The organism is Methylobacterium sp. Leaf125, from assembly GCF_001423085.1.
GTDB lineage: Bacteria > Pseudomonadota > Alphaproteobacteria > Rhizobiales > Beijerinckiaceae > Methylobacterium.
In genome coordinates this window covers 123,138-148,607 of the sequence record NZ_LMNU01000023.1, presented here as the reverse complement: position 1 = coordinate 148,607, position 25,470 = coordinate 123,138, and the positions used below count along the sequence as shown (strand labels likewise).

Sequence of the window (25,470 nt, the reverse complement as noted above, 5' to 3'; positions counted from 1 at the left end):
AGGACGGATCTGCCGTTAACCCCTCCCTCGCTTTGGCGTGGCCGGGGAGCGCTCGCGGATCGAACCATGGACTTCGCCGGGTCAGGTTTGACGATGACACGCAACGCGACGCTCGACCTCGAAGGCTTCGATCCCGACGTTCTCGAAGCGGCGCGGGATGTCGCCCGCCGCGCCGGGATTCCGGTCGAGACCTGGATCGCCTCCATCGTCGATCCTCAGACGCTCGCGGACAAGCCTGCCCCTGAACCACGCGGCGTGCAGCCGGCGCCGGTCGCAGCGACCGGGACGCCCACGGGCGCCGCCGCACCGGCACCGGTCGATGTGCGTCCTTCGGCGAGCGCCGGGCCCACCGGGCCGACCGGCAAGAACGCGGCCCTCACCGAGATGATGCGTCGCCTGGACGGCATCGACCAGCGCATCGGCGCGGAGGCGCCCACCGCGTCCGCGCCTGCCGCGTCCGGGCCCGTGCCGTCGGCGCCCTTCGCCCCGCAGGCCGAGGCCGCCAGCCCGCCGCCCTCCGAGATGGCGCAGCGCCTCGCGGATATCGAGCGTCGGATGACGGAGATCGGCGAGCAACTGGCCGCGCCCCGTCCCCTGGGCCGCCGCGGTCGGCCGGTCGTCACCGAGATCCGCGACGCGGTCACAGAGATCCGCCAGCGCCAGCGCGAGCTGGCCGGCGCTCACGCTGCGCCCGTGCAGGCCACCGCCCCGGTCCTCGACGCCGCACTGGTCCTCGACGCCGCCCCGGCCCCGAACGCGGACCCGGTCCTGGCCGCCCCCGTCATCGCCGAGCTCCAGAGCGAGACGGTCCGGCTGCGCGAATCGATCGGCAGCCTCGCCAGCGGCCGCGACGTCGGCGCGCTGGAGAAGGCGATGCAGACCCTCGCGGACGGTGTCGAGAAGGCGAGGGCACCCGGCGACCTCGCCGCGATCGCGGCCCCCATCGAGGCGATCCGGGCGCAGGTCGAGCGCTTGGCCGAGGACGTCGCCGACAACGTTCACGCCCGCGTCGCCGCCGATGTCGAGCGCCTCGCCGCCAAGATGAACGGGACGCTCCAGGGCGCGTCCTCCGGCATCGCCGATCAGGATGTGGTGGCCGGGCTGTTCCGGGAGCTCGACGAGATCCGCCGCCTGATCGGCGCTCTCGCCGGACCCGAGCGGATCCAGAGCCTCGCCAACGGCCTCCAGGCCATCAGCACCCAGATCTCGCAGCTCCAGGCCGGCATGCCCGGGGAGACCGCCAGCATGGCGGAGCTCCGCCCCCTGCTGGAGGAGATCCGGATCGGCCTGCGCTCCAGCGCGGATGCCGGTATCGGCGAGCAGATCCAGGAGATGGGCGCCAAGCTCGATGCCCTGCGCGGCGCGGGGCCGATGGCCGCTCACCAGGATTCGGACGTCATCCTGCACCGGATCGATGCCCTGTCGGAGAAGGTCGACCGGGTCAGCATCAATCCCGTCGGCGACCTGATCGGACGCCTCGAAGACATCGGCGCGACCCTGCGCCGGCCGGCCTTGCCCGACGAGAACCTCGCCTCGATCCACGGCATGCTGCACGAGCTGACCGTCAAGCTCGATCGCATCGGCACGGGCGAAGGCCCGCGCGACGAGGGCCTCGACGGCCTGGAGCAGCAGGTCCTGGCGCTGGCCGAGCGCATCGACACCCGCGACGCCGATCCGGCTCTGGCCGGACTCGAGCGCACCATGACCGACCTCCTCGATCAGGTCTCGGCCCTGCGGGCCGAGGCGCCGATGGAGGCGGCCGTCGAGCGCGCCGCCCGCAACGCGGTCGCGGAGACCATGGGGGCGGCCGCGGAGACCGGCGAAGTCGCCCTGCTGCGGGCCAGCCTCGCGGATCTGCGCGCGCACCAGGTCGCCTCCGAGCAGCGGATGCAATCGACGCTGACCGGGGTCTACGCCGCCCTGGAGCGCCTGGTCGGCCGGATCGGCACCGCGGACACCGACGCCGCCCTCCTGGGCAGCGCCCGCAGCCCGCGCGACATGTCCGCGAAGGATATCCTGGCCCGGGAGATGCTGGCGCGGGATCTGGCGTCGCGGGACATGACCAAGGAGTCCGTCCGTGAGCCGGGGGCCGAGCAGGCCACCGGTGGTGCCCCGTCGCGCCGGCCCGACGCCGTCCGGATCGAACGCCCCCTGGTCTCGGGCCCCGATCTCCCGCTGGAGCCGGGCGCCGGACGCCCGAGCCGCGAGCGCCCGGCGAGCCGGATCGAGCCGAGCGAGGCCGCGGGTGCGGCCGACAGCGACATCAAGACCAGCTTCATCGCCGCCGCCCGCCGTGCCGCGCAGGCCGCGCAGGCGGAGGCTGCCGGGCAGGCCGAGGCACAGGAGGGCGACGGAGCCCGCAACGGGTCCGACGCCGCCCGCCGCGACGGTCGCCTCGCCCGCTTCCGCGAGGGCATCGACCGCCGCCGCAAGCCGCTCCTCCTCGGCCTCGCCGCGGTGGTGCTCCTGCTCGGCGCCCTCCAGGCCGTGACGGCGCGCCGGACCCCGGACATCGCCGCATCGGGGACCGAGCCGGTCGCGTCGCTCGCGGCGCCCGCCGGGGCCGCAACGCCGGAGGCCGGCCTCACGGCCGAGGCGTCCGCCAAGCAGCAGGATTCGAAGACCCAGGATTCGAAGGCTCAGGACGCGAAAGCGCAGGATGCGAAGGGCGGGACGCCCACGGTGTCCGATCCGCAGACGACACAGAGTCTCGCCGAGAGCGCGCCCGCCAAGGGCGCGGCGCCCGCCGTGGCTGCCCGGTCCCCGGTGCCGCACGTGGCGACGATGGCCGGCCTCACCGCGGACCTCGCGGCCGTGCCGCCGAACCTGGTGAAGCTGCGCCAGGCTGCCCTCGCCGGCGACGGCGCCGCCGCCTACGACCTGGGCATGCGGGCGGCCGAAGGCCGTGGCATGACGCGCGACCCGGCCCTCGCCGTGAAGGTGTTCGAGCAGATCGCGGCCAGCGGCTTCGCGCCGGCGCAGTACAAGCTCGGAAGCCTGTACGAGAAGGGCGTCGGCGTGACCCGCGACCTGGCGCAGGCGAAACTCTGGTACGGCCGCGCCGCCGAACTCGGCAATGCCCGCGCGATGCACAACCTCGCGGTGATCTACGCCGAGAACCCGGCGGCCGGCGGCAAGCCCGACTTCGCCACCGCCTCCCTCTGGTTCAAGCGCGCGGCCGAATTCGGCGTGCGTGACAGCCAGTACAACCTCGCGGTGCTCTACGCCCGGGGGATGGGCGTGCAGCAGGATCTCGGACAGTCCCTCCTGTGGTTCTCGGCCGCCGCCGCGCAGGGCGACGAGGACGCCGCCAAGAAGCGCGACGACGTGGCCTCGAAGCTCGACGCGAAAGCCCTGAGCGCCGCGCGCGCCCAGGTGACGGCCTTCAAGCCCAAGGTCCCGGAGCCGGCGGCCAACGAGATTCCGGCCCCGTTGCCCACCGAGAACACGATGAGCCTGCTCGGTGCGGCGCCGCCCTCCGGCAACGTTCCGCCGGCCCGGCGGATCTGAGCGGTAGCGCGGGGCACGGGGGATGCGGGCTTCTGACGCCGTTCCGCTGTGCGCCGAACCTCGGTTCCCGGCGTTGTCGAAGCGGTGATCCCCGGACCATAGTGGCCGGGTGACCCATTCCGAAGCGCAGGTTGCCGCCGTCAGGCAACCCGGACAAGTGGAGAGCCGATGGCGCGCGTGACGACGGTTCCACCGGCCGCCCTGATCCTGGGGATCGCCGGGCTGATTCCGTTCCTGGGCTTCGCCCTGCTCGCCTATAGCGGCTCCGATGGCGGCCTCGGCACCATCGGCCTCAGTCCCCGCCTGATGCTCTCGACTTACGGTGCCGTGATCGCGTCGTTCCTGGGCGGCATCCGCTGGGGCGCGGCAGCCGCGCGCAACTCGGGCGGCGCGGATTACGCCATCGCGATCCTGCCGTCGCTGATCGCCTGGGCGGCCCTCGCCGCGCCGATGCCCTGGGACCTGCGCATCCTCGGCATTCTCGTGCTCGCCTGGGGCCTCGTCGACCAGGACCTGCCGCGCCGCGGCCTCGTCCCGCTCTGGCTCGGCCGTCTGCGCCTGGCCCTGTCGGGCGTCGCCGGGGCCTCGCTGCTCATCGCGGCGTGAGCCCCGGTTCCTGAGACCCGCGCGCCTCAGTCCTTGCTCAGCATCGCCTTGCCGATGGCGAAGACCCGGCCGTCACCGAGGAGGTGCGCCGTGAAGCCGGCCGGAAACAGCGGCTCGAAGGCGGCGTTGCGGACGTTGAGGCCGCCCGCATAGGCACCGAAGGCCGGCATGATCAGGCGGCGCCCGTCGGTGACGAAGCAGCGTCGCCGCACGGCACGCCCGCGCATCGCGACCTTGCCGCAGGGATGCAGGTGGCCCGAGACCTCGCCCTCCGGGGCATCGACGGTCGGCTCGTGCCGCAGGGTCAGGGCGCCCACCGTCAGCGTCTCGGCGTAGCGGCCGCCGACGCCCTCGCTGACCGCATGGTCGTGGTTGCCGGCGATCCAGACCCAGTCGCGGCCCTCCTGAAGGGCCGCCACCATGGCGCGGTCGCCCGGCTCCATGCGCTCCGGCCCCCGGGAATCGTGGAAGGAATCGCCCAGCGCGACGACGCAGGCCGGGTCGAGGCGCACGATCACCTCGTGCAGGCAGGCCAGGGTCTCGCGGGTGTCGTAGGGCGGCAGGAACTGCCCGGACCGGGCGGCGAAGGCCGAGCCCTTCTCCAGGTGGAGATCGGACACCACCAGGGTGCGGTGCTGCGCGAGCCAGAGGCCGCCGCAGAGGTCGAGGGCGAGGGCTTCGCCGGCGAGGGTCAGGCCGGGGGCCCGGATGGTCTTCTCAAGTCTCTGGCCGAGCGCCAAAACCGCATCCTCTGCGTTCGGGGCAGGGCGTTTCACCACGCGTTCAGGCCAGCGCTTCTTCGAGCAGCTGTGCCTCGGCTTCCGCCAGAATCTCGTCTGCGCCCTCGCCGTAGACCCGTTCACGCCCGATCTCGAGCATGACGGAGACGGAGAGCGGCGAGACGCGATCGAGTGCCTTGTGGATGATTCGCCCCTGGATGCGCCTCAACATCATACCGAGGCGCTTCACGTCGAGGAGTCCGGTTGCCGCATCCTGCCGCGCCGCCCTGAGCAGCAGGTGGTCCGGCTGGTGCTTGCGCAGCACGTCGTAGACCAGATCGGTGGAGATGGTGACCTGCCGGCCGGTCTTGGCCTGGCCCGGATAACGCCGCTCGATCAGCCCGGCGATCACGGCGCATTGCCGGAAGGTGCGCTTCATCATGGCGGATTCATCGAGCCAGGCCTCGAGGTCGTCCCCGAGCATGTCCTCGGCGAACAGGGCTTCGAGGAAGTCCGGCTCCCGACCGATCTGTTCGCCGACATCGCGGTTGAGCCAGATGGCGATGCCGTAATCGTTGGCGGCAAAGCCCAGGGGCCGCATCCGCGCCCGTTCCAGCCGGCGGGTGAGCAGCATGCCGAGGGTCTGGTGCGCCAGTCGCCCCTCGAAGGGGAAGGCGGTCAGGTAGTAGCGTAGGGCACGGGGGAAAGTCTCCACCAGCAGTCCCGTGGGACCGGGCAGGACCGAGCGGGTCCGCTGCTGCAGGAGGTAGTCCGAGACCTGGCGGGGCAGCCGGTCCCACTCGAACGGATCGGCGATCAGGGCGCGGACCCGGGCGGCCAGGAAGGTCGAGATCGGGAACTTCGCACCCGCGTAGGACGGGATCGCCGGGTCGGTGCCCGGCCCCGCACGGGTTGCCAGGGCCTCGTCCTCCGACAGGCCCTCGAAGCGCAGGACCTCGCCGGCGAACAGGAAGGTGTCGCCCGGGGTCAGGGTGTCGGCGAAATCCTCCTCGATCTCGCCCAGCACCCGGCCGCCCTTGGGCAGGATCGCGCCCGGCTTGCCGCGTACGCCGCGGGCGAGCCTGACCTTCACCTTGGCGGATTCGACGATGGTGCCGACGTTCATCCGGTATTGCTGGGCGATGCGGGCATCGCGCACCCGCCAGAGGCCGTCCGGCCCGCGCAGGATCTTGGCGAAGCGCTCGTAGGCCCGCAGGGCGTAGCCGCCGGTGGCGACGTAATCGACCACCGCCTCGAAATCCTCCCAGGACAGGGTGGCGTAGGGGGCGGCCGAGACGATCTCCTCGTAGAGCTGCACCGCGTCGAAGGCGTCGGCGCAGGCCATGCCAAGGACGTGCTGGGCCAGGACGTCGGGGGCGCCGAGGCGGGCGTCGGGCGTGTCCTGCGCGGCGGCCTCCACGGCGTCGAGGGCCGCTTGGCACTCGAGCATCTCGAACCGGTTGGCCGGCACGAGATAGGCCTTCGACGGCTCGTCCATGCGGTGGTTGGCGCGCCCGATGCGCTGCATGATCCGACTCGCCCCCTTGGGAGCGCCGATATTGACCACGAGGTCGACGTCGCCCCAGTCGATGCCGAGGTCGAGGGTGGCGGTGCAGACGATTGCCCGAAGCTGGCCCGCCGCCATGGCGGCCTCGACCCGTCGGCGCTGGGTGGCGTCGAGCGAGCCGTGATGCAGGGCGATGGGATAGTTGGCGTCGTTGATGCGCCAGAGTTCCTGAAAGGTGTACTCGGCCTGGAGCCGGGTGTTCACGAACACCAGCACGGTCCGGTGCTGCCCGATCAGGTCGTAGATCGCCGGCATCGCCTGCCACGCGGTATGCCCGGCCAGCGGCAGGGTGAGGCCGGTCTCCAGCATGTGGAGGTCCGGCGCGGCGCCGCCCTTCACCACCACGAGCTCGGCCATGGCCGGGCCGCCCTCCGCCTCTTCGGGGGGCGAGGGGATGCGCTGCGGCACCAGGTATCGCCGCAACTCGTCCGGCTCGCGCACGGTGGCGGAGAGGCCGATCGCCGTGAGCCCGGGACTGAGGCGGTGCAGGCGCGCGAGCGCGAGGGACAGCAGGTCGCCGCGCTTCGAGGTGACGAGGGCGTGCAGCTCGTCGAGGACGACGCAGGACAGGCCGGCGAACAGGTCCGCCGCCTCGCGGTGGGCGATGAGCAGGGCGAGCTGCTCCGGCGTGGTCAGCAGGATGTCGGGCGGTCGCGCGATCTGCCGGGTGCGCTTGTGCGAGGGCGTGTCGCCGGTGCGGGTCTCGACGCGGACGGCCAGGCCCATCTCGGCGATGGGTGCGTCGAGGTTGCGGGCGATGTCGACGGCCAGCGCCTTGAGCGGCGAGACGTAGAGCGTGTGCAGGCCCCGCGGCTTCGCCGAGGCCGGCCGCGCCGCCAGGGCCGTCAGGCTCGGCAGGAAGCCCGCCAGGGTCTTGCCCGCGCCCGTCGGCGCCACGAGGAGGGCCGAGCGGCCGCGCCCGACGATGTCGAGGAGGTCGAGCTGGTGGGGCCGGGGCGCCCAGCCCCGCGCGGCGAACCACGCGGCGAAGCGCTCCGGCAGCGGGGATGCGGCCGCGCGCTTGCTCAGGCCAGGGCCATCAGGAAGCGGTCGATCAGCTCCAGCGCCCGCTCGGTCATCGCCCCGGGATAGCGCACGAAGATGTGGCAGCCGCCCGGATAGATCGCCGTGTGCCCGCCATTGCCGGCGGCCGCCCAGCGGGCCGACATGTAGAGCGTGTCGTCGAGGAGCGGATCGTGGGTGCCCACGGTGAACAGCGCCGGCGGCAGGCCCTTCAGGTCGGCATAGACCGGGGAGACGTCGGGCCGGCGGCGGTCGATGCCCTCACGGACGTAGACGTTGGCGAAGTTGGTCAGGTCCTGGGTGTTCACCACCAGGCGCTCGTCGCCCCAGTTGCGCACGCTCGGGGTGAGGCCGAGGTCGAAGAAGCCGGCATTCAGGTTGGCCCCCCGGAAGGCGCGGGGCAGGCCGTGCCGGTCGCGCAGCCGCAGGAGCACCATCACGGCGAGCTGCGCCCCGGCGGATTCGCCCCCGATGGTGAGGGCGGAGATGCCGAACTCGGCGCGGCCGGGACCGGCGAGCCAGAGGGCGGCGGCCTCGCAATCCTCGAGGGCCGCCGGGTAGGGATGCTCGGGGGCGAGGCGGTATTCCACCGACAGGCAGACGAAGCCGCAGATGTCGGCGATGCGCTCCAGCCAGGGGTCCTGCTCGTCGGCCGAGCCCCAGACCCAGCCACCGCGATGGATGTGCAGGTAGGCGCCGCGTAGCTTCGTCCATTTGCGGGCATCGGGGCGGATGACGCGTAGCTGCAGGGGGCCGGCGGGCCCGTCGATGGTCAGGATCTCGGCCCGGGCGCTGCGCGGCATGGCCGGCGAGGCCTGCGTGCCCTGGCGCCGGCGGGCCCGGACCTCGGTCATGGGGATCGCCCACGGATCGGTCAGCGCGGCATGCGCGACCACGATCTCGGCGTTCAGGCGCTGGGTCTCGGGATCGATCATCGCCGGATCGAACAGGGCGTGGTCGATCATGGAGCGGTTCGTTTCATGGACGGGTCAGTCTGCGGGGCGAGAAGCGATGGGGGACGACGCAGATCGCATCCTAAGATGGGACCGTGCACGCGACGGTGCCATCCGTCCTCCCTGCGAAAACGCGTTACGCTCTCGCATGTGTCGTGTTTCGTGCAAACTGTGTCGCCCGCGTCACGGTTCCGCCGGGTTCCCCGGGTTGAGAGGCGGCACCGCACGGCCCCAGGGCACGGCCCCGAGAATCGGCCGGAAGAGTCTGCCGCAAGAATCTGCGGGACGCACGGCCAGGATGACGGCCAAGGGATAGGACCCGATGACGCTCGACCACGATCCGCGCCGCCCGCCGCCCTACGGAGGCCAGCCCTATGCCGGCACGCCGTTCCCGGAGCAGGGCCGGCGCTCGGCCCTGCGGCGCTTCCTCGGCGGCTCGCCCGCCGCCGTCTTCATGAAGCTGTTGTTCCTGTCGGTGCTGGTGGGCGCCGTGATGGCGACCCTGGGCGTCACCCCCGGCCTGCTGTTCTGGCACGCCTACGACGCGGTCCGGACCCTGATCGACCTCGGCCTCGCCACCTTCCACGATTTCGGCCGCTGGATCCTCGCCGGCGCGGTCGTGGTGGTGCCGCTCTGGCTCCTGTCGCGCTTCTTCGCGGTGTCGAAGTAGCGGGTCCGAAGGGCGGCTGATCCGAGCGGAGGCGGGGATGGGCTCTGAAGCGTCGATCCCGGCTTCGGATAGCGGGAAGCGTCAGGCGGCGATCGCCAACGAGCGCGCGAAACTTCTGGCGAACGCCCTGGACAGGGCATCGACCGCTTGCGTCACGGTCGGTGTCTTGGGCCCGACGGCCGCTGCCCTATATGGATTGGGACAGGTGGTCTTTGGTGGACATGGCTTTCTGTTCGCGCTCGGCGCATTCTCCTGGCTCACGGCCGCGGCGCTGCTCCACATGATGGCCCGTCAGGTTCTGGGGAGGATCAGGTGACCGGACTCTGGCTCTTCGCCAACATCGTCTTGCCCTTGACCGTCGTGGTCATGGGCTATGCCGCCATGCGGTGGGATCGTCATCAATCGTCGAAGTGAGAGCCGACGCGTCTGCGTCGGGCAAGAACGAAGAAGGGCCGGTGTTTCCACCGGCCCTTCTTCGTTCTTCACTTCGTGCCGAAAGGCTCAGCGCTGGACGATGACCTTCGCGCCGACCTTGGCGCGGGTGTAGAGATCGGCCACGTCGTCGTTGGTCATGCGGATGCAGCCCGAGGACACGGCGGTGCCGATCGTCTCCGGCTCGTTCGAGCCGTGGATGCGGTAGATCGAGTTGCCGAGGTACATGGCGCGGGCGCCGAGCGGGTTCTCGATGCCGCCCTTCATGAAGCGCGGCAGGTCGGGACGGCGGCGCAGCATCTCGGCCGGGGGACGCCAATCGGGCCACTCGCGCTTCATGGTGATGGTCTGCACGCCACCCCAGGTGAAGCCCGGGCGGCCGACGCCGACGCCGTAGCGCAGGGCCTTGCCGTCGCCCAGCACGTAGTAGAGGCGCCGTTCGCCGGTGGAGACCACGATGGTGCCCGGGGCGTAGCTGCCGGCGTAGGCGACTTCCTCGCGCTGGATCGCCGACATCTGCGGCACGGCCGAGGACGGGGCCATCGGGTCGACGGCCGGCAGGGAGGCGTTGGCGGTCGGGAGCGCGACGGGCTCGTTCTGTGGCCGCACCCGGATCACCAGGGCGTTATCCAGCGGCTGACGGGTGAGCGGGTCGATCTCGTAGGCGGCGGCGGGCGACGCCCACGCGCCCAGCGCGCAGACGAGCCCGGTCAGGGCGGGGGCGAAACGGCGCATCGGAGCCTCTCAAAGGCGAACGTATTCTGTGGAAACGGCTTGGAAAACTTGACGCACGTTACGGTGCGAAGTGTGCCCAAGACGTAAACGCTCACGCTTCAAAGCCAAGCCGAATTCGCACCGCAGCGACGCTTGCCGCGGCGTCGTGATTTCATGGCAACACCGTGGCACCTTGGCCGTGGGGCGTTCCTCAGACCGCGTCGAGGCCGAGGTCGATGATCGGCGCGCTGTGGGTGATCCAGCCGCACGAGATCAGGTCGACGCCGGAGGCGGCCACGGCGCCCACGGTTTCGCGGTTGATCCGGCCCGAGGCCTCCGCGATGGCCCTGCCGTCGATCATCGCCACGGCCTCGGCGAGCTGCTGCGGGGACATGTTATCGAGGAGCACCGCGTCGGCATTCACCGAGAGCGCCTGCTCCAGCTGCGCCAGGGTGTCGACCTCCACCTCGATCTTCACGAGGTGGCCGGCATAGGCCCGGGCGCGCGTGATCGCCGGGACGATGCCGCCGGCCACGGCGACGTGGTTGTCCTTGATCAGCACGGCGTCGTCGAGGCCGTAGCGGTGGTTCGAGCCGCCCCCGGCGCGCACCGCGTGCTTCTCCAGGGCGCGCAGGCCCGGGGTGGTCTTGCGGGTGCAGACGATGCGGGCCTTGCCGTGGGGCCGGGCCGCCTCGACGAGGGAGGCGGTCGCGGTGGCGACGCCGGACATGCGGCACAGGAGATTGAGGGCGACGCGCTCGGCGGTGAGGATGGCCCGGGCCGGCCCGGCGAGGCGGATCACCACGTCGCCCGGCTTCACCCGCGTGCCGTCGCCGCGCTCCACCGTCACGGCGACGCTCGGGTCGATCAGCCCGAAGGCGATCACCGCCGTATCGACGCCGGAGATCACCCCGTCCTGGCGGGCGGCGATGACGCCGTCCAGGCGGGCGCTGGCCGGCACGATGGCGTCGGTCGTGATGTCGCCGGCCCGGCCGAGATCTTCCAGCAGCGCCGCGCGGACGATGGGCTCCACCATCAGGCGGGGCAGGGGAGGCAGCTCTGAGGGGTCGGACATGGTCCAGCTTCCGGTACGGAGGACGCGGGGCCGGCCTCGGTGTTGAAGCCGGTCCGGATTCGCAGGGCTCAGGCGGCGACGACGGCCTGGCCGGGCTCGACCGCCTCGGCCATCGCCCAGAGGTCGGACAGCGCCAGCTCGGTATGCACCGGCGCCTCCTGAGCGGGATGATCGCTGCGCCAGTGCGCGCCGCGGCTCTCCCGCCGCGACAGGGCCGAGGCCGCGATCAAGAGGCTCGTCAGGGCGGCGTCGCAGCCGGCCCGTGCCGCCGGGGCGAGGTGACGGACGGCGTCCGCCAGGCCGTCGGCCTCGCGCACCACGCCCACCTGCCGCTCCATCACGGCGCGCAGGACCTCGTAATCCCCTTCGCTTCGGGGCGTCGCGGCCTCGGCGCGGGCCTGGCCCGGGGCCGGCACCGCGGCGGCGGCCTCGGCGATCGCCGGCGCGAAGGCCATCGCTTCGAGCAGCGAGTTGCTGGCGAGCCGGTTGGCGCCGTGCAGCCCGGTCGAGGCGACCTCGCCGCAGGCGAACAGGCCCGGCACCGTGCTCGCACCGGTCGCGTCCACCTTCACGCCGCCCATGTGGTAATGCGCGGCGGGCCGGACCGGGATCGCCGCGACGCGCGGATCGATGCCGGCCGCGGCGCAGAGGCCGGCGACGGTGGGAAACCGCGTGGCCATGCGGACACCGAGATCGCCCCGGCAATCGAGGAAGACCTGCGCGCCGCGCGCCTGCGCCTGGAAGATGCCCCGCGCCACCACGTCCCGCGGGGCGAGATCGCCGCCGGCGATGCCGGCCATGACGGGCGCGCCGGTCTCGTCGATCAGCCGCGCGCCCTCGCCGCGCAGGGCTTCGGTGGCCAGCGGCATCGGGTCCGCGCCGGTGGCGATGGCGGTGGGGTGAAACTGCACGAACTCCATGTCGCGCAGCACGGCGCCGGCCCGGGCCGCCAGGGCGAGGCCTCGCCCGGTGGCGCCCCGCGGGTTGGTGGTCGAGGCATAGAGCGCTCCGACCCCGCCGGTGGCCAGGACGACGGCCCGGCCGGGCAGGGGGAAGCGCAGGCCGTCGCGCTCGCAGACCACGCCGGCCACGGCACCGCGGGCATCCCGCATCAGGTCGCGGGCCGAGGCCACGAGGAGCGTGACGGAGGGCGTGCGCGCGACCACCCGGACCAGGGTTTCGAGCACCATCCGGCCGGTGGAATCCCCGCCGGCCCGGACGATGCGGCGGCGCGAGTGGGCCGCCTCGAGGCCGAGGGCGAGCGCGCCGGCGGCGTCCCGGTCGAAGGGGGCCGCGAGGCCGACGAGCCAGTCGATCAGGCCGGGGCCGGCCGCGGCGACGCGCAGGGCGACGTCCGCCTCGGTCAGGCCGGCGCCCGCTGCCACGGTGTCGGCGGCGTGCAGGGCTGGGGCGTCGTCGCTGCCCATGGCGGCGGCGATGCCGCCCTGCGCCCAGCCGGTGGCGGTGCCGAACCCCAGGGGCGCGGCGGTGACCAGGGTGACGGGGCGCGGCGCGAGGCGCAGGGCCGTGGCGAGGCCGGCGATGCCGGCACCGATGACGATGATCCGGTCCGAACCCGGAAGCGCGAAGGAGAAGGGGGCGTGCGCGTTCATCGCGTCCGCACCGCGAGCATGCGCTCCACCGCCATCCGGGCGCGCTCGGCGAGTTCGGGCTCCACGGTGACCTCCTGGGTCATGGTCTCCAGGGCGTGACGGATGTTCTTCAGGCTCATGCGCTTCATGTGCGGGCACAGGTTGCAGGGCTTGATGAACTCGATGTCCGGATTGGCCGCCGCGATGTTGTCGCCCATGGAGCACTCGGTCACGAGCACCACCTGCTTGGGCCGCTTTTCCAGGACGAAGTTCATCATCATCGCGGTCGAGCCCGAGAAATCGGCCTCGGCGACGACCTCCGGCGGGCATTCCGGGTGGGTGATGACGGTGACGCCCGGATAGCTCTCGCGCACCTCGCGGATGTCGGCGGGCGTGAACTGCTCGTGCACCTCGCAGTGACCCGCCCAGGTCAGGATCTCCACCTCCGGCACCATCGCCTGGACGTTCTGGGCGAGGAACTCGTCCGGGATCATCAGCACGCGCGGCGCGTTCAGCGAGCGCACCACCTCGACGGCGTTGCCGGACGTGCAGCACAGGTCGGATTCCGCCTTCACCGCCGCCGAGGTGTTGACGTAGGTGACGATCGGAACGCCGGGGTACTTCGCCCGCAAGCCGCGCACGTCCGCCGCCGTGATCGAATCGGCCAGGGAACAGCCGGCGCGACTGTCGGGAATCAGCACCGTCTTGCCCGGGTTCAGGAGCTTGGCGGTCTCGGCCATGAAGTGGACGCCGGCGAGCACGATGACGTCCGCATCCACCGTCACGGCCTCGCGGGCCAGCGCCAGGCTGTCCCCGACGATGTCCGCCACTGTGTGGAAGATCTCCGGCGCCTGGTAGTTGTGCGCCAGGATGACGGCGTTGCGCGTCTTCTTCAGCGCGAGGATCGCGGCGACGTCCCCGGCCAGGGCCGGCCACTCGATCGCCGGCACGTGACGGCTGACGCGCGCGTAGATCTCGGGCAGGGGAAAGCCCGCGGGAAACTCCTGGCCCGCGTGAGGACCCTGGCCTGCAGGAAGACCTTGGCCTGCGGGAAGACCTTGGCTTGCAGGAAGACCTCGAGAAGCCGGGCCGATCGGGAGACTGGTCGCCGCCATTGACGCGTCCTCACTTATGCTCAAATTGAGCATTGTGCCGACTAACGTAGGCGGCCCCGATCGCCTTGTCCAGATATGCAGGGTTTGAGCATAACGTTTTTGCGATGCGAAAATGACGCTGCACCGCGAATGTCATCGGGGTCCGTAAGGGGTGTTCGCCGGATCAGGCGGGCCGGCGGGCCGGGCGCAGGCGGAAGCCCGGAGCCGGGCGCTCCAGCAGAACCTCCCGCCGGAAGCGCACGAGCCGGGCCGGCCGGCCGGTGGCGCCGCTGGTGACGTCGTCGGTTTCCTCCACCAGGCCTTGCTGCGCCACGAGGCGGCGGAAGTTCTGCTTGTGCAGGTTGGTGCCCGACAGGGCCTCCACCGTGCGCTGGAGCTGGAACAGCGTGAAGGTCGGGGGCATCAGCTCGAACACCACCGGGCGGTACTTGATCTTGCCGCGCAGGCGGCCGATGGCCGTGGCGAGCACGCGGCGATGATCGAGGGCCATGGGCTGGCCCGTGATCGCGACGTCCGCCTCGCGGACCTCGCCGGACTGGCCCTGCGCCTCGGGGATCAGCCCGGCCTCGAACAGCAGCTCGTAGCGCTCCAGCACGCGCTCCTCGTTCCAGGCACCGCCGCAGAGCCCGAAGGTCAGGCCGAGGCGGTCCTCCCGCCGGCGGCGCAGCTTCGGGTCGAGGGCCTGCTCGGCCCAGGCCAGGAGCTGGGTCTCGATCTCGCCGAGCGATGCGGGCCGGCCCTCCCGCCAATCCTCCCAGGGCAGGTAGCGGTACCAGTTGCGCCAGGAGGCCTCCGCCAGTCCGCCGGGGCGCACCTCGCGCACCAGGGCGAGGTAAGCCACCGACAGGGAATGCAGGCCGCCGGCATCGTCGCCCTGCCGGTCGCGGTCGCCGAAGGTGTAGAGCTGCTCGACATAGCCCAGGCGCTGGTGGGTCTGGCGCTCGACCCAGGCGCGCAGGCCGCGCTCCAGCGTCGGGTGCTCCGGCACCAGGGGCCCCGCCGGGAGCCCGTCCGAGCGGCCCCTGGCCTGACCGCCGACCTGGACCGTGAGGGCGCGCGGCTCGCCGTCGGTGGCCGCGATGATGACGGCCACGAGCCCGACGGCGGAGGGATTGGAGAGCGCGCTCTCCGAATCCCGCTGGGTCTCCTCCGCCGTGGTCACGCGCCCCGATCCCCGCCGCTATCCGTCTCGTCCGCTCAGCCTGCCCCTGCTCATGGCACATCGCGGCGGCGTGATGAATGTGGAAAAACCGCCGCGGCGGATTCGTCCCAAGCGCGGATCGGAGGTCGCGAGCGGGGATCGGGCCACGCCGGCATCGCGCCGGGCCGGACTCGTCCGAGTTCGGATCCAGGCGGACGCCTCAGGCCGGGCTGCGGGGCAGGGCGCGGGCGGGGTTGCCCACCACCGTGGCGCCCTCGGGAACGTCGCGGGTGACGACGCTGCCGGCGCCGATGATGGCGTGGTCGCCCACGGTGATGCCGGGGAGCAGGATTGCGCCGCCGCCGATCCAGACGTTGCGGCCGATCCGGATCGGGCGGGCGAATTCGAGGCCAGCCTCCCGCGGACCCGGTTCGCGCGGATGGTCCGGCGTGAGGATCTGAACGCCGGGCCCGATCTGCGTGCGGTCGCCGATGCTGACCGGAGCGCAATCGAGGATGACGCAGCCGAAATTCAGGAAGACGTGGGCGCCGAGGCTGATGTGCAGCCCGTAATCGCAGTGGAACGGCGGGCGGATCACCGCGCCCTCGCCGACCGCGGCGAGGCGTTCGCGCAGGAGCTCGCGGCGGATCGCGGGCGTCCCCGCCAGGGCCGCGTTGTAGCGCTGCATCCAGACCTTGCAGGCGTGGCTGTCGGCGTGGAGCTCCGGGTCGTCCGGATTGTAGATCTCGCCGGCGAGCATCTTCTGCTTCTGCGTGCAGTCCATGCGCGGGGCGTGTCCCTGTCTGGGGCGGGTCGGGCTCGGGGGTGGTACACGGAGCCGTGTCGGAACGCTCCGCCGGGGCCGGACCTTCCGATCGTGGCGGTGCAGCCCTACACTACGCGAAACCAACGACGAAACCGGGGAAACGCAGCGTGATCGGACGGGACGAAGCCATCGGTCGGGGCCGGCCGGTCGACCTGCGGCTCTACGGCCTCCTCGATACCGGCGTGTCCGGCACCGACGGCAACCGCCTCGCCGCGAGGGCGGCGGAGGCCGTGCAGGGCGGGTGCACGCTGCTGCAGTACCGGGAGAAATCCATCCCGGATGCCCGGGCGGCCCTGGCCCGCATCCGGGCGATCCACGCGGCGCTGGCGGGTACGGGTGTGCCGCTCCTGGTCAACGACCGGGTCGATCTCGCGCTCGCGGCCGGCGTCGAGGGCGTGCATCTCGGGCAGAGCGACCTGCACCCGGCCGAGGCCCGCCGCCTGCTCGGCCGCGAGGCGCTCATCGGCCTGACCCTGAAGACCGGGACCCAGGCCGACGAGCTCTACCGCCTGCCGGTGGATTACGCCTGCATCGGCGGCGTGTTCGCCACCACCAGCAAGGACAACCCCGACCCGCCGGTGGGCCTCGACGGCCTCGCCCGCATCGTCTTCCGCGGGCGCCTCGCCCGCGGCGCCGCCTTCCCCCTCGGGGCGATCGCCGGCATCGACGCGAGCAACGCGGCGGCGGTGATCGAGGCCGGGGCCGACGGGATCGCGGTGATCACGTCGCTCTTCGGCGGCGAATCGGTGGCCGGCCGCGCCCGCGACCTGCGCTTCCGGGTCGATTCGGCCCTCGCCGCGCGGGGCGTCGCGGCCTAAGCTTCAGGAACGCCAGGATGTTCCAAGCCAGGACCCCGACACCATGACCTTCATCGCCGTCACCATCGCGGGATCCGACTCGAGCGGCGGGGCCGGCATCCAGGCCGACCTGAAGACCTTCGCGGCCCTGCGGGTCTACGGGGCCAGCGTGCTCACCGCCCTGACCGCGCAGAACACCCGCGGCGTCCAGGCCATCCACGACGTGCCGGCCGACTTCGTGGCGGCGCAGATCGACAGCGTGTTCTCGGACCTCGCCGTCGGGGCGGTGAAGATCGGGATGCTGTCGCAGGTGGCCACCATCGAGGCGGTGGCGGCCGGCCTCGCCCGCCACGCGGGCCGGATCCCGATCGTGCTCGACCCCGTGATGGTCGCGACCTCCGGGGACCGGCTGATCTCCGAGGCCGCCGTGGAGGCCCTGCGCCGCCACCTCCTGCCGCTCGCCGACCTCGTCACCCCCAACCTGCCGGAGACCGCGACCCTGATCGGCGAACCCACCGCCGCGACCGAGAACGCCGCCGTGGCCCAGGGCCGCCGCCTCCTCGCCATCGGGGCCAGGGCCGTCCTGGTGAAGGGCGGTCACGGCGACGGCGACGAGAGCGTCGATCACCTGATGAGCGGCGACGGCACGCTCCGGCGCTTCGCCGCCCCGCGGATCCGCACCCGCAACACCCACGGCACCGGCTGCACCCTGTCCTCGGCGGTGGCGGCCGGCCTCGCCCGCGGCCTGCCGATGGTCGAGGCGGTAGCGCAGGCCAAGCGCTACGTCTCCGCCGCCATCGCGGGGGCGGACGGCGTTCCCGTCGGGCACGGCCATGGCCCGGTGCACCATTTCCATGCCCTCTGGGCCTGACCGCGCCTTGCGTCGCTCCGCCGTTTGCGTTTGAAGTAACGCACAAGCGTCCGGTTAATGGAACGGACGCGCGGATGTCGGAACCGATGGACGACCAGTTGACGACGCCCGAACGCGGGCGGCAGCGGGACATACTCACCGGGGCGCAGGTGCTCTCCGGGCAGCTCGGCAAGACGATCCAGCGCCTGCGCAAGGCCTACAACCTGTCCCTGTCGGAGCTGGCCGAGCAGTCCGGGGTGGCCAAGTCGATCATCAGCCAGATCGAGCGCAACGAGACCAACCCGACCCTGGCCACGATCTGGCGCCTGAGCCAGGCCCTCGACGTCTCGATCGAGCGCGTGCTCGCGACGAGCGACGAGGAGCCCTTCATCGAGAAGACCTCCCGTGCCGACACGCCGATCCTGGTCTCGGACGACGGCAAGATCCGCCTCGCCATCATCGGCTGGATCAAGACCGTCGAGTGGCTGCAATGGTACGACCTCACCGCCGATCCGGGCGGCGTGCTCGATTCCGACCCGCACCAGCGCGGTTCGGTGGAATCCCTGACGGTGACCTCGGGCCTGCTCGAGGTCGAGGTCGCGGGCACCGTCCAGCGCGCCCGGGCCGGCGAGACCCTGCGCTACCGCTGCGACCGGCCGCACACAGTGCGCTGCATCGGGCCGGAGCCGGCCAAGGCCATCATGGTCGTCATCATGAAGGCGGCCGTGATGGAGTGAGGCCGGCGGGGGCGCCCGGCCCCCTCGCGCCTCAGCGGCCCGAATTCACCCAGGCCACCATCTCGCCCAGCACCCGCGCCAGCGCGGCGTCGAGGCCGACCGCGGCGGTGCCGGCATCGACCTTCGGCACCGGCACGCGGGCGGTGAAGATCCGCGCCGCGATCACCTTGCCGGTGCCCTCCGTGATGATCTTGGCCGAGATGTCGACCACGGCCTCGCCGGAGCCGGCCGCGATGTCGAAGGCCCGGATCTCGCTGATGAGCTGGTAGTCGGACACGATCTTGTCGCCGGGGCGGCTCACCGATTTCAGGCGGCCGGAATTCTCCAGGCTCTGGATCAGCCGCGTCTGGATCAGGCGCGGCAGGCGGTCGGCCCACTGGCCACCACCGAGGAAGGACAGGGCCCCGCCCGGCTCGCGCACGATGATGCGGTCCGCCTCGAAGGGCTGGATGCCCACGGGCTCGGCCACGGTGAACGACCGCGCCGCACCGACCGTCCGCCCGGTGGGGGGCAGCGCCGCGAGATCGAAGGTGAGCGGCACCGCGCCGCCGCCGCAGCCGCCGAGGCCGGCGGCAAGGAGCATCGCGACGAGCGCAGGGGCCGTCTGGTGAAGTGTCATACGCATTCCGGAAACCCGTCGCCGCACTGACGCACAGCGTGGCGGTAAACTAACGCAAGTCCGGAATGTTGCCGTGCGCCCCAGCACGCTTGGCCGGAGGGCGGTCGCTTCAGCGGCCACCGTTGTATTCCGGCAACGAAGGCTTGCCGCCGAAGATGACCTGGGAGGGATCCCGCTCCAGGCTCTTCACCGTCCGGTTCAGGGTGTTGAGCGTGCGCTGGCCGTCGGTCGAGAGCGCCTCCACCTCGCGCCGCCCGGTGCCGCTCAGCCGGTTGAAGCTGGTGGCGATGTTCGAGGTGCGCTTGTCGAGGTTCTCGGAGAGGGTCCGGAAGGCCTTCCCGGCATCGCGCACGGAGATCGCCGCCTCGCGGACCTCGGTGAAGGTGCTGGTGCCGGCCGAGCCGGAGGCCGAGCCGAGGAAGCCCTCGGCCCCCTTCAGCACGGCATCGACGCGGTCGGCGGAGGCGTTGAGCTTGGCGGCCAGGGAGCGCGCGTCCTTGAGGGCGCCCTCGATGTCCGGGCTCCCGGCGGCGAGGGCCCCGGAGAAGCGCTCGGCATTGTCGATGACGCGGTTGAGCTTCTGCCCGTCGATCGCCTTCACCAGGCCGCTCACGGCCGGTCCGGCCTCCGCGAGGGTCTTGGAGAAGGCTTCCACGTTGGCCAGGGTCCGGGTGATCGCGCCCTCGTTGCCGGCCACCACCTTGTCGAGGCGCTGGAGCACGTCGTCGGCGCGCTGGGCGATCTGCTTGGCCGCCGCCATCATGTCCTGGATGTCGGAGCTGTCGGCGAAGATCGTCGGCATCTGGTCGCCCGAGCCCGGGGTCAGGGCCGGGGCGTCGGCATTGCCGCCCGACAGGGAGATCGTCGAGACGCCGGTGAGCATCGCCGAATCGAGGCGGGCGCGGGTATCGGCGCGCAGGGGCGTGGTGCGCTCCACCTCGACGATGGCGACGACGCGGCGCGGGTCCTGCGGCAGCAGGCGCACATCCATGACCTCGCCGACCTTGATGCCGTTGAAGGCCACCGTCGAGCCCTTGGCGAGCCCGCCGACGCTGCCGGAGAAGACGATGCGCACGGCCTGCCGAACCTGGCTCCGGGATCCGCCCTGGAGCCAGAAGACGAAGCCGAAGGCCGCCACCAGCACCGCGAGGGTGAAGGCACCGATCAGCGCGTAGTTCGCACGAGTCTCCATCGGATCAGCAATACCTTGACGGGGTGGGGCGCGGGCGGTGCGCGGCGGCAAGCTGGAGGCGGCGGGCGTCAGGCCGGCGCATGGTGCGTGCCTGACGGGACGACCGCGCGTCCGCGCTTGCCGTGGAAGTAGGAGCGCAGCCAGGGATGGTCGCTCTCGAGCATCTCCGCGATCGTGCCCTGCGCGATGATCTGGCCGTCGCCCAGGGCCGCGATGCGGTCGCAGGCGGTGTAGAGGCTGTCGAGGTCGTGGGTGACCATGAAGACGGTCAGGCCCAGGGTCTGCTTCAGGGTCGCGACGAGCTCGTCGAACTCCCCGGCGCCGATCGGGTCGAGGCCCGAGGTCGGCTCGTCGAGGAACAGGATCTCGGGATCGAGGGCGAGGGAGCGGGCGAGGGCCGCGCGCTTGATCATGCCGCCCGACAGTTCGGAGGGCAGCTTGTCGGCGGCATCCGGCTTCAGGCCGACCATCTCGATCTTCAGGCGGGCGAACTCGTCGAGGAGGCGCTCGGACAGGTTGAGATGCTCGCGCATCGGCATCTGGATGTTCTGCTTGACGGTGAGCGCCGAGAACAGCGCGCCCTGCTGGAAGAGCACGCCCCAGCGCTGCTCGATCTGGCGGCGCCGGGTCACGGTCAGGCCGTCCACGTTCTCGCCGAACACCTCGATGGTGCCGGCCCGCTTCGGCACGAGGCCGAGGATCGTCCGGGTCAGGACCGACTTGCCCTGGCCGGAGGGGCCGACGAAGCCCAGGATCTCGCCCCGCCGGATGTCGAGGTTCAACCCCTTCATCACGATCTTGCTGCCGAAGCCGACCACCAGATCGCGCACGCGGATGATCGGCTCCGGCGCGGTCGCGGGCTCGGTCGTCTGCAGATGCGGGCTCGTCTGGAGATGCGCGGCGGACACGTTCGGGACCAGCCTCAGAAGTCGATCGCAGCGAAGAAGACGGCGAACAATCCGTCGAGGACGATCACCATGAAGATAGACTTGACGACTGAGGCCGTGACGTGGCGGCCGAGGGACTCGGCGGAGCCCTCCACGGCGAAACCTTCGATCGTCGCGATGATGCCGATGATCAGCGCCATGAACGGCGCCTTGATCAGCCCCACCGCCACGTGGTGCAGCGAGACCGCGGCCTGCAGGCGCGCCAGGAAGGCGTCGACGGTCATGCCGCCGTAGAGCGAGGCGGTGAGGCCGCCGCCGGCCAGGGCCGCCAGGGAGGCCAGGAAGGTCAGGATCGGCAGGCCGATCACCAGGGCGAGGATGCGCGGGACGATCAGGATCTCGATGGGATCGAGGCCCATCACCCGCAAGGCGTCGACCTCCTCGCGCATCCGCATCGAGCCGATCTCGGCGGTGAAGGCCGAGCCCGAGCGGCCCGCCACCATGATCGAGGTGAGCAGCACGCCGAGCTCGCGCAGGATGAGGAGCCCGATCAGGTTCACGACGAAGCTCTGGGCGCCGAAGCGCTGGAGCTGGAAGATGCCCTGCTGGGCGACGATGCCGCCCACGAGGAACGAGATCAGCACGATGATCGGCACGCCCCGGAAGGCGACCTGCTCGATCTGGTTGACCAGGGCGGTGCCCCGGAAGGTGCCGGGCCGGGCTGCGACCCGGATGCAGGCGGTGACCACCTCGCCGAAGAAGGCGAGTCCCGTGACGAGATCCGACTTCGCGCCGACGACCCGCCGCCCGAGATCGTCGAGGAAGCCGAAGCCGCGTCCGCGGCGCGGCGGCGGCGGCTCGGCCTCGCGCAGCTTCACTTCGCTGAGAAGGATGCGGTGCTCGGGGGTCGCGCCCGCATAGGCCAGGCGCCCGCCGGCGGCCTCGATCTCCCCGCGGGTCCGCTCCAGCACCCAGGCGCCGAGGGTGTCCAGGCGGACGATCCGGCTGAGGTCGACCAGGAGGGCCGTGCCGGCGGCGCTGCCGGCGATGCGCGCGGCGGCGACCTCCACGGCCGCGCCCTGGTCGGCGGTCCAGCGTCCGGACAAGCCGATGCGACCGCCCTCGAGGATCGCGGCGTCGGCAGCCTCCGGAAGGGTCCTGATCTCGGCTCTAGCCAATGACGCCGCACTCCATGCCGCGATCACGTAACACCGATCACGGTTACCGGACGGTCAAGGTTAATCGGGTTGTCCCGCCCCGTGACCCACAATCGTGGTGCTGTGAAGGCTGAAAGCGCGGGCGGCCTGCGCGGCGCGTGCCACGAGGCACAAGCCGAGGCCGGCCAGCGGCGCCATCAACACGAAGGCGAGCGGTCCCCCCCCGGTCTGGTAGGCGACCCCGGTCATCAGGGTCGCGCTGGCCGAGGCGAGGGCGCCTGCCGAGCTGACGGTGCCCTGGGCCCGCCCGCGGGCGCCGTCCGGGGCAAAGCGCGAGACCGCCGCCATGGCGCCGAGCTGCGTCGCCCCGAAGGTCAGGCCGTGCAGGACCTGGAGGGCGATCACCGGTCCGAGGCGATCCCCGAAGGCGGCCATGCCGACGGCGCGCAGGAGGGCGGCCCCACCGCCGAGGGCGAGCAGCGCGAAGGGGTTGCGCCAGCGCGGCGGCAGGCGGCCGATCAGGGCGAAGAGCAGGATCTCGGAGGCGACGCCGATGGCCCAGAGCGTGCCGATCCACGCGGTGGGAATGCCGTGCGTGCTCCAGTGGATGCTGCCGAACGCGTAGATCGCCGCGTGGCTCGACTGGATCAGGGCCGCCGCCCCGATCGAGAACCACAGGACGCCGGGCAGGGCGGGCCGGCCGGCCTCGGGATGGCGGGGTGGGACCGGGGGCGCCTCGATGCGGGACGTCGCCACGACCCCGGCGGCGATCAGCGCCAGCACGGTGAGGAGGAGGGGGACGGCGAGGCGCTCGCCCATCGCCCCGAGGGCGGCGCCGCCGGCGAAATTGGCGAGGAGGAAGCCGATGGAGCCGGCCATCCGGATCCGCGCGTAGTCGAGCCGGCGGCTTCGGCGCACGGCGCCCAGGGTCAGGTAGTCGATGCTGGGCACCAGGGGCGCGGCCGCGACGGCGTTCAGCGCGATGAGGAGCGCGAGCACGGGCCAGCCGAGGGCGGCGCCCGTGGGCATCAGCACGTAGGTTCCGGCCAGGACGAGGCTGCCGGCGAGCAGGATCCGCGGCGCGGCGATCCCCCGGTCGATCAGCCCGACCAGGGGGGCGGTGGCGACGATGCGGATCGCGATCGGCAGGGCGAGCAGGGCCCCGATCACGGTCGCGTCGAGGCCGAGGGCGTTCAGCCAGACCGGCATGAACGGCATGGCGATGCCGATCTCGACGAAGACGACGGCGTAGAGCAGCGACAGCCGAAAGGCGTTCGGCTCCGGGAGCGCAGGAGAGGGGTCAGACACGGTGACCGGATCGGGACGAGGGGGGCCTGGGAGAACGTCGCGTCAGGCGGAAGCTGCGTAAAGCCGGCGTTAAAGCGATCCTGTCAACCTGCGGCGGCTTGGACCCGGCGATGGCGTGCCGGTCCCCGCGGCCAAGGACACGTGCTTGATGTCGAGTTCCCATTCGCTGACGTCCCTCGACATCTCGGAATACGATCGCATCGAAGCGGCGATGACCGAGAGCGAGCGCGGTCGCTGGTTCCTCGACGCCTATCTCCGCCGCAATCGCACCACCGATACCGGGATCGTCCTCGACGCGATCGCCAGGCTGGAAAGCGTGGTCACCCACGATCGCGAGAGCAGCCAGATGGGGCGCGTGCGCGGCGACCTGATGGACATGGCCCACGCCATCGCCCGGACCAAGGCCGAGATCGCGGCCATCCACGCGCCCGACCAGGACCAGAGCCGGCTCGGCGGTGCCTCCGCGGCCCTCGACGCCATCGTGCGCTCCACCGAGAACGCGACCTCCGACATCCTCAGCGCGGCCGAGCACGTGCAGGAGGCCGCCTGGACCCTGCGCGAATCCGGCTCCGACGCCGCAATCTGCGACGAGCTCGACCGGCGCGCCACCGCCATCTACACCGCCTGCTCGTTCCAGGACCTCACCGCCCAGCGCACGGCGCGCATCATCCACACCCTGCGCTACCTCGAGGAGCGCCTCGCCGCCATGATGGCGATCTGGGGCGATGCCCTCGATCCGGTCCCGGCGGGCCCGGGAGGCGCGAGTGCGCCGGAGGTCCAGCCCGACCTCTGCCAGAGCGACGTCGACCGCTACATCGACATGGACGGATCGTCCGCGGAGCCGGCGCCGTCGGCCGCCTTCGCCCGGGCGCCGCTGTCGGACGACCCCTCCGCCGCGGACGACATCGTCTTCCTCGAGGCGACCGACGCCCTGGCGGACGCGGCCTCCGCCCTGATGCTGGCGCAGGTGCCCGCGGAGGCGGCCGCTGAGGTGCCCGCGGAGGCGGCCGAGCCGTCCGCCGAGGACGCGCCGTCGTCCCTCGAAACTGCCCTCGACACTGCCTTCGATGCGCCCGGAGAGGCCGAACCCGCGTGCGCGGAGGACGGGCGCGCGGAGGAAGCCGTGGATGTGACCGCGGATGACGACGCGGCGATGTTCGCCCTGGAAGAGCCCGAGGCCGAGCCCGAAACCGAGGCAGCCCTGCCGGACGCCGAGGCGATCGATCCGGCCGCGGATGAGCCGGAGATGGTGCCGGCGGCGATTCAGGTCTCGGAGCAGGCCCGGACCGATATCGCGACGGCCTTCGCGGAGATCGATGCGCTTTCCGAGGACGAGAAGCGGGCGCTGTTCTCCTGAGCACCGGAGGCTGAGCGGCGCGGGGTCGCGCCGCCCACGAAGGAGGCGCGCGGTTTCGGCGCGGCTGCTACAACGCCGCCATGCCTCCCGCCATGCCTCGCGCAACACCCGCCGCCCACGCCCTGCATCTGCTGAAGCTCTGCGTCGGTCCCGCCAGCATCGGTGATCTCGAGGAGCGCATCGCCCGCAACCGCGAGGCGGCCCTGCGCGAGGGGCGCGATCCCGCCCCGGTGCACACCACCCGCATGGTGCCGACCCGCGCCGGCGACATCGTCGGCCGCGGCTCGATCTACTGGGTGATCAAGGGCACGCTGCTGTGCCGCCAGTCCATCACCGCCATCACGCCGTTCACCGATACGGACGGGATCGGCCGCTGCCGGCTGATCCTGCAGCCGGAGGTGACCGCCGTCTCGCCGCGTCCGTGCCGGCCGTTCCAGGGCTGGCGCTACCTCAAGGCGGAGGATGCGCCGGCCGACCTCGACGCCCGCACGGCGGGCGGTCTCGCCGAGATGCCGGAATCCCTGCGCCGCGAACTCGCCGGCCTCGGCCTGATCTGACCCGCCCGATCCGACGCAACGCGGCGTCCAACGGGAAACCCCCGCCCTCCGGGGGGAGGGCGGGGG

Annotated in this window: 23 protein-coding genes; 9 read left to right on the top strand and 14 right to left on the bottom strand. The window is 72.0% G+C overall.

Features of this window, described 5'->3' with window-relative positions; translation table 11 throughout:
* The first annotated feature begins 93 nt into the window (after nt 1–93).
* Together ASF58_RS17025 and ASF58_RS17020 are read left to right on the top strand one after the other, a co-directional pair.
* Nucleotides 94–3,510: a tetratricopeptide repeat protein gene (locus tag ASF58_RS17025; protein ID WP_082513140.1), complete on the top strand. Its 3,417-nt coding sequence runs from the start codon at nt 94–96 to the stop codon at nt 3,508–3,510.
* A 168-nt stretch (nt 3,511–3,678) separates the two neighbouring features.
* The gene (locus tag ASF58_RS17020) at nt 3,679–4,116 is read left to right on the top strand and encodes a DUF3429 domain-containing protein (protein ID WP_055955031.1); all 438 of its coding nucleotides are present in this window, start codon (nt 3,679–3,681) and stop codon (nt 4,114–4,116) included.
* Between the two features lie 26 nt (nt 4,117–4,142).
* On the opposite strand, the gene pdeM is transcribed toward ASF58_RS17020, so the two are convergent.
* The 3 genes from pdeM to ASF58_RS17005 are packed head-to-tail and all read right to left on the bottom strand — an operon-like array spanning nt 4,143 to nt 8,390.
* Nucleotides 4,143–4,856, bottom strand: a complete 714-nt coding sequence (gene pdeM, locus ASF58_RS17015; protein WP_055955027.1) for a ligase-associated DNA damage response endonuclease PdeM — start codon at nt 4,854–4,856, stop codon at nt 4,143–4,145.
* A gap of 43 nt (nt 4,857–4,899) precedes the next feature.
* The gene (locus ASF58_RS17010) at nt 4,900–7,431 is read right to left on the bottom strand and encodes a ligase-associated DNA damage response DEXH box helicase (protein ID WP_055955025.1); all 2,532 of its coding nucleotides are present in this window, start codon (nt 7,429–7,431) and stop codon (nt 4,900–4,902) included.
* Complete coding sequence (locus ASF58_RS17005) at nt 7,428–8,390, bottom strand: alpha/beta hydrolase (protein ID WP_055955022.1); 963 nt, start codon at nt 8,388–8,390, stop codon at nt 7,428–7,430. Before ASF58_RS17005 ends, ASF58_RS17010 begins: the two co-directional genes overlap by 4 nt.
* A gap of 310 nt (nt 8,391–8,700) precedes the next feature.
* Here ASF58_RS17005 and ASF58_RS17000 point away from each other — a divergent pair, with 310 nt between their 5' ends.
* Nucleotides 8,701–9,048, top strand: coding sequence for a DUF6460 domain-containing protein (locus tag ASF58_RS17000; RefSeq protein WP_055955020.1), 348 nt, complete (start codon nt 8,701–8,703; stop codon nt 9,046–9,048).
* A gap of 37 nt (nt 9,049–9,085) precedes the next feature.
* On the top strand, nt 9,086–9,364 hold the full coding sequence (locus ASF58_RS16995; RefSeq protein ID WP_082513139.1) for a hypothetical protein: 279 nt from the start codon (nt 9,086–9,088) through the stop codon (nt 9,362–9,364).
* A gap of 185 nt (nt 9,365–9,549) precedes the next feature.
* Here ASF58_RS16995 and ASF58_RS16990 read toward each other — a convergent pair whose 3' ends face one another.
* The 6 genes from ASF58_RS16990 to ASF58_RS16965 all read right to left on the bottom strand — a co-directional run bounded on the left by ASF58_RS16990 (nt 9,550) and on the right by ASF58_RS16965 (nt 15,901).
* Entirely contained in the window at nt 9,550–10,215 is a 666-nt protein-coding gene (locus tag ASF58_RS16990; protein ID WP_055955017.1) for a L,D-transpeptidase, read from the bottom strand.
* A gap of 190 nt (nt 10,216–10,405) precedes the next feature.
* Nucleotides 10,406–11,269 (bottom strand): carboxylating nicotinate-nucleotide diphosphorylase, encoded by an 864-nt coding sequence (gene nadC, locus ASF58_RS16985; RefSeq protein WP_055955014.1) that lies wholly within the window; start codon nt 11,267–11,269, stop codon nt 10,406–10,408.
* A gap of 68 nt (nt 11,270–11,337) precedes the next feature.
* A complete protein-coding gene (locus ASF58_RS16980) occupies nt 11,338–12,882 on the bottom strand; it encodes an L-aspartate oxidase (RefSeq protein WP_055955012.1) in 1,545 nt (514 codons plus the stop codon).
* Nucleotides 12,879–13,844 carry a quinolinate synthase NadA gene (gene nadA, locus ASF58_RS16975; protein ID WP_055955458.1) on the bottom strand — a complete coding sequence of 322 codons (966 nt, stop codon included), beginning with the start codon at nt 13,842–13,844 and terminating at the stop codon, nt 12,879–12,881. The genes ASF58_RS16980 and nadA overlap by 4 nt, the downstream gene beginning before the upstream one ends.
* 295 nt (nt 13,845–14,139) lie before the next feature.
* Nucleotides 14,140–15,138: a hypothetical protein gene (locus ASF58_RS16970; protein ID WP_055955009.1), complete on the bottom strand. Its 999-nt coding sequence runs from the start codon at nt 15,136–15,138 to the stop codon at nt 14,140–14,142.
* Nucleotides 15,139–15,337: 199 nt separating this feature from the next.
* Entirely contained in the window at nt 15,338–15,901 is a 564-nt protein-coding gene (locus ASF58_RS16965) for a sugar O-acetyltransferase (RefSeq protein ID WP_055955006.1), read from the bottom strand.
* Between the two features lie 149 nt (nt 15,902–16,050).
* On the opposite strand from ASF58_RS16965, the gene thiE reads away from it, so the two are divergent.
* The 3 genes from thiE (at nt 16,051) to ASF58_RS16950 (ending at nt 18,327) form a co-directional block, all read left to right on the top strand.
* Nucleotides 16,051–16,761: a thiamine phosphate synthase gene (gene thiE / locus ASF58_RS16960; RefSeq protein ID WP_055955003.1), complete on the top strand. Its 711-nt coding sequence runs from the start codon at nt 16,051–16,053 to the stop codon at nt 16,759–16,761.
* Nucleotides 16,762–16,804: 43 nt separating this feature from the next.
* Nucleotides 16,805–17,611, top strand: a complete 807-nt coding sequence (thiD, locus tag ASF58_RS16955; protein ID WP_055955001.1) for a bifunctional hydroxymethylpyrimidine kinase/phosphomethylpyrimidine kinase — start codon at nt 16,805–16,807, stop codon at nt 17,609–17,611.
* 86 nt (nt 17,612–17,697) lie between these two features.
* Complete coding sequence (locus tag ASF58_RS16950) at nt 17,698–18,327, top strand: XRE family transcriptional regulator (RefSeq protein ID WP_055955455.1); 630 nt, start codon at nt 17,698–17,700, stop codon at nt 18,325–18,327.
* A gap of 31 nt (nt 18,328–18,358) precedes the next feature.
* Here the strand turns inward: ASF58_RS16950 and ASF58_RS16945 are convergent, their stop codons facing one another.
* The 5 genes from ASF58_RS16945 to ASF58_RS16925 form a co-directional block, all read right to left on the bottom strand.
* Nucleotides 18,359–18,952 (bottom strand): ABC-type transport auxiliary lipoprotein family protein, encoded by a 594-nt coding sequence (locus tag ASF58_RS16945; RefSeq protein ID WP_103708649.1) that lies wholly within the window; start codon nt 18,950–18,952, stop codon nt 18,359–18,361.
* A 103-nt stretch (nt 18,953–19,055) separates the two neighbouring features.
* On the bottom strand, nt 19,056–20,138 hold the full coding sequence (locus tag ASF58_RS16940) for an MlaD family protein (protein ID WP_055954995.1): 1,083 nt from the start codon (nt 20,136–20,138) through the stop codon (nt 19,056–19,058).
* 68 nt (nt 20,139–20,206) lie between these two features.
* Nucleotides 20,207–20,929 carry an ABC transporter ATP-binding protein gene (locus ASF58_RS16935; RefSeq protein ID WP_348271610.1) on the bottom strand — a complete coding sequence of 241 codons (723 nt, stop codon included), beginning with the start codon at nt 20,927–20,929 and terminating at the stop codon, nt 20,207–20,209.
* A gap of 131 nt (nt 20,930–21,060) precedes the next feature.
* A complete protein-coding gene (locus ASF58_RS16930; RefSeq protein WP_055954992.1) occupies nt 21,061–22,203 on the bottom strand; it encodes an MlaE family lipid ABC transporter permease subunit in 1,143 nt (380 codons plus the stop codon).
* Between the two features lie 60 nt (nt 22,204–22,263).
* On the bottom strand, nt 22,264–23,490 hold the full coding sequence (locus ASF58_RS16925) for an MFS transporter (protein ID WP_082513138.1): 1,227 nt from the start codon (nt 23,488–23,490) through the stop codon (nt 22,264–22,266).
* A 148-nt stretch (nt 23,491–23,638) separates the two neighbouring features.
* Between ASF58_RS16925 and ASF58_RS16920 the strand changes: the two genes are divergently transcribed.
* Together ASF58_RS16920 and ASF58_RS16915 are read left to right on the top strand one after the other, a co-directional pair.
* Nucleotides 23,639–24,847 carry a hypothetical protein gene (locus tag ASF58_RS16920; protein ID WP_055954990.1) on the top strand — a complete coding sequence of 403 codons (1,209 nt, stop codon included), beginning with the start codon at nt 23,639–23,641 and terminating at the stop codon, nt 24,845–24,847.
* Nucleotides 24,848–24,939: 92 nt separating this feature from the next.
* Nucleotides 24,940–25,404 carry a DUF1489 domain-containing protein gene (locus ASF58_RS16915; protein WP_055955449.1) on the top strand — a complete coding sequence of 155 codons (465 nt, stop codon included), beginning with the start codon at nt 24,940–24,942 and terminating at the stop codon, nt 25,402–25,404.
* Nucleotides 25,405–25,470 lie beyond the last annotated feature (66 nt).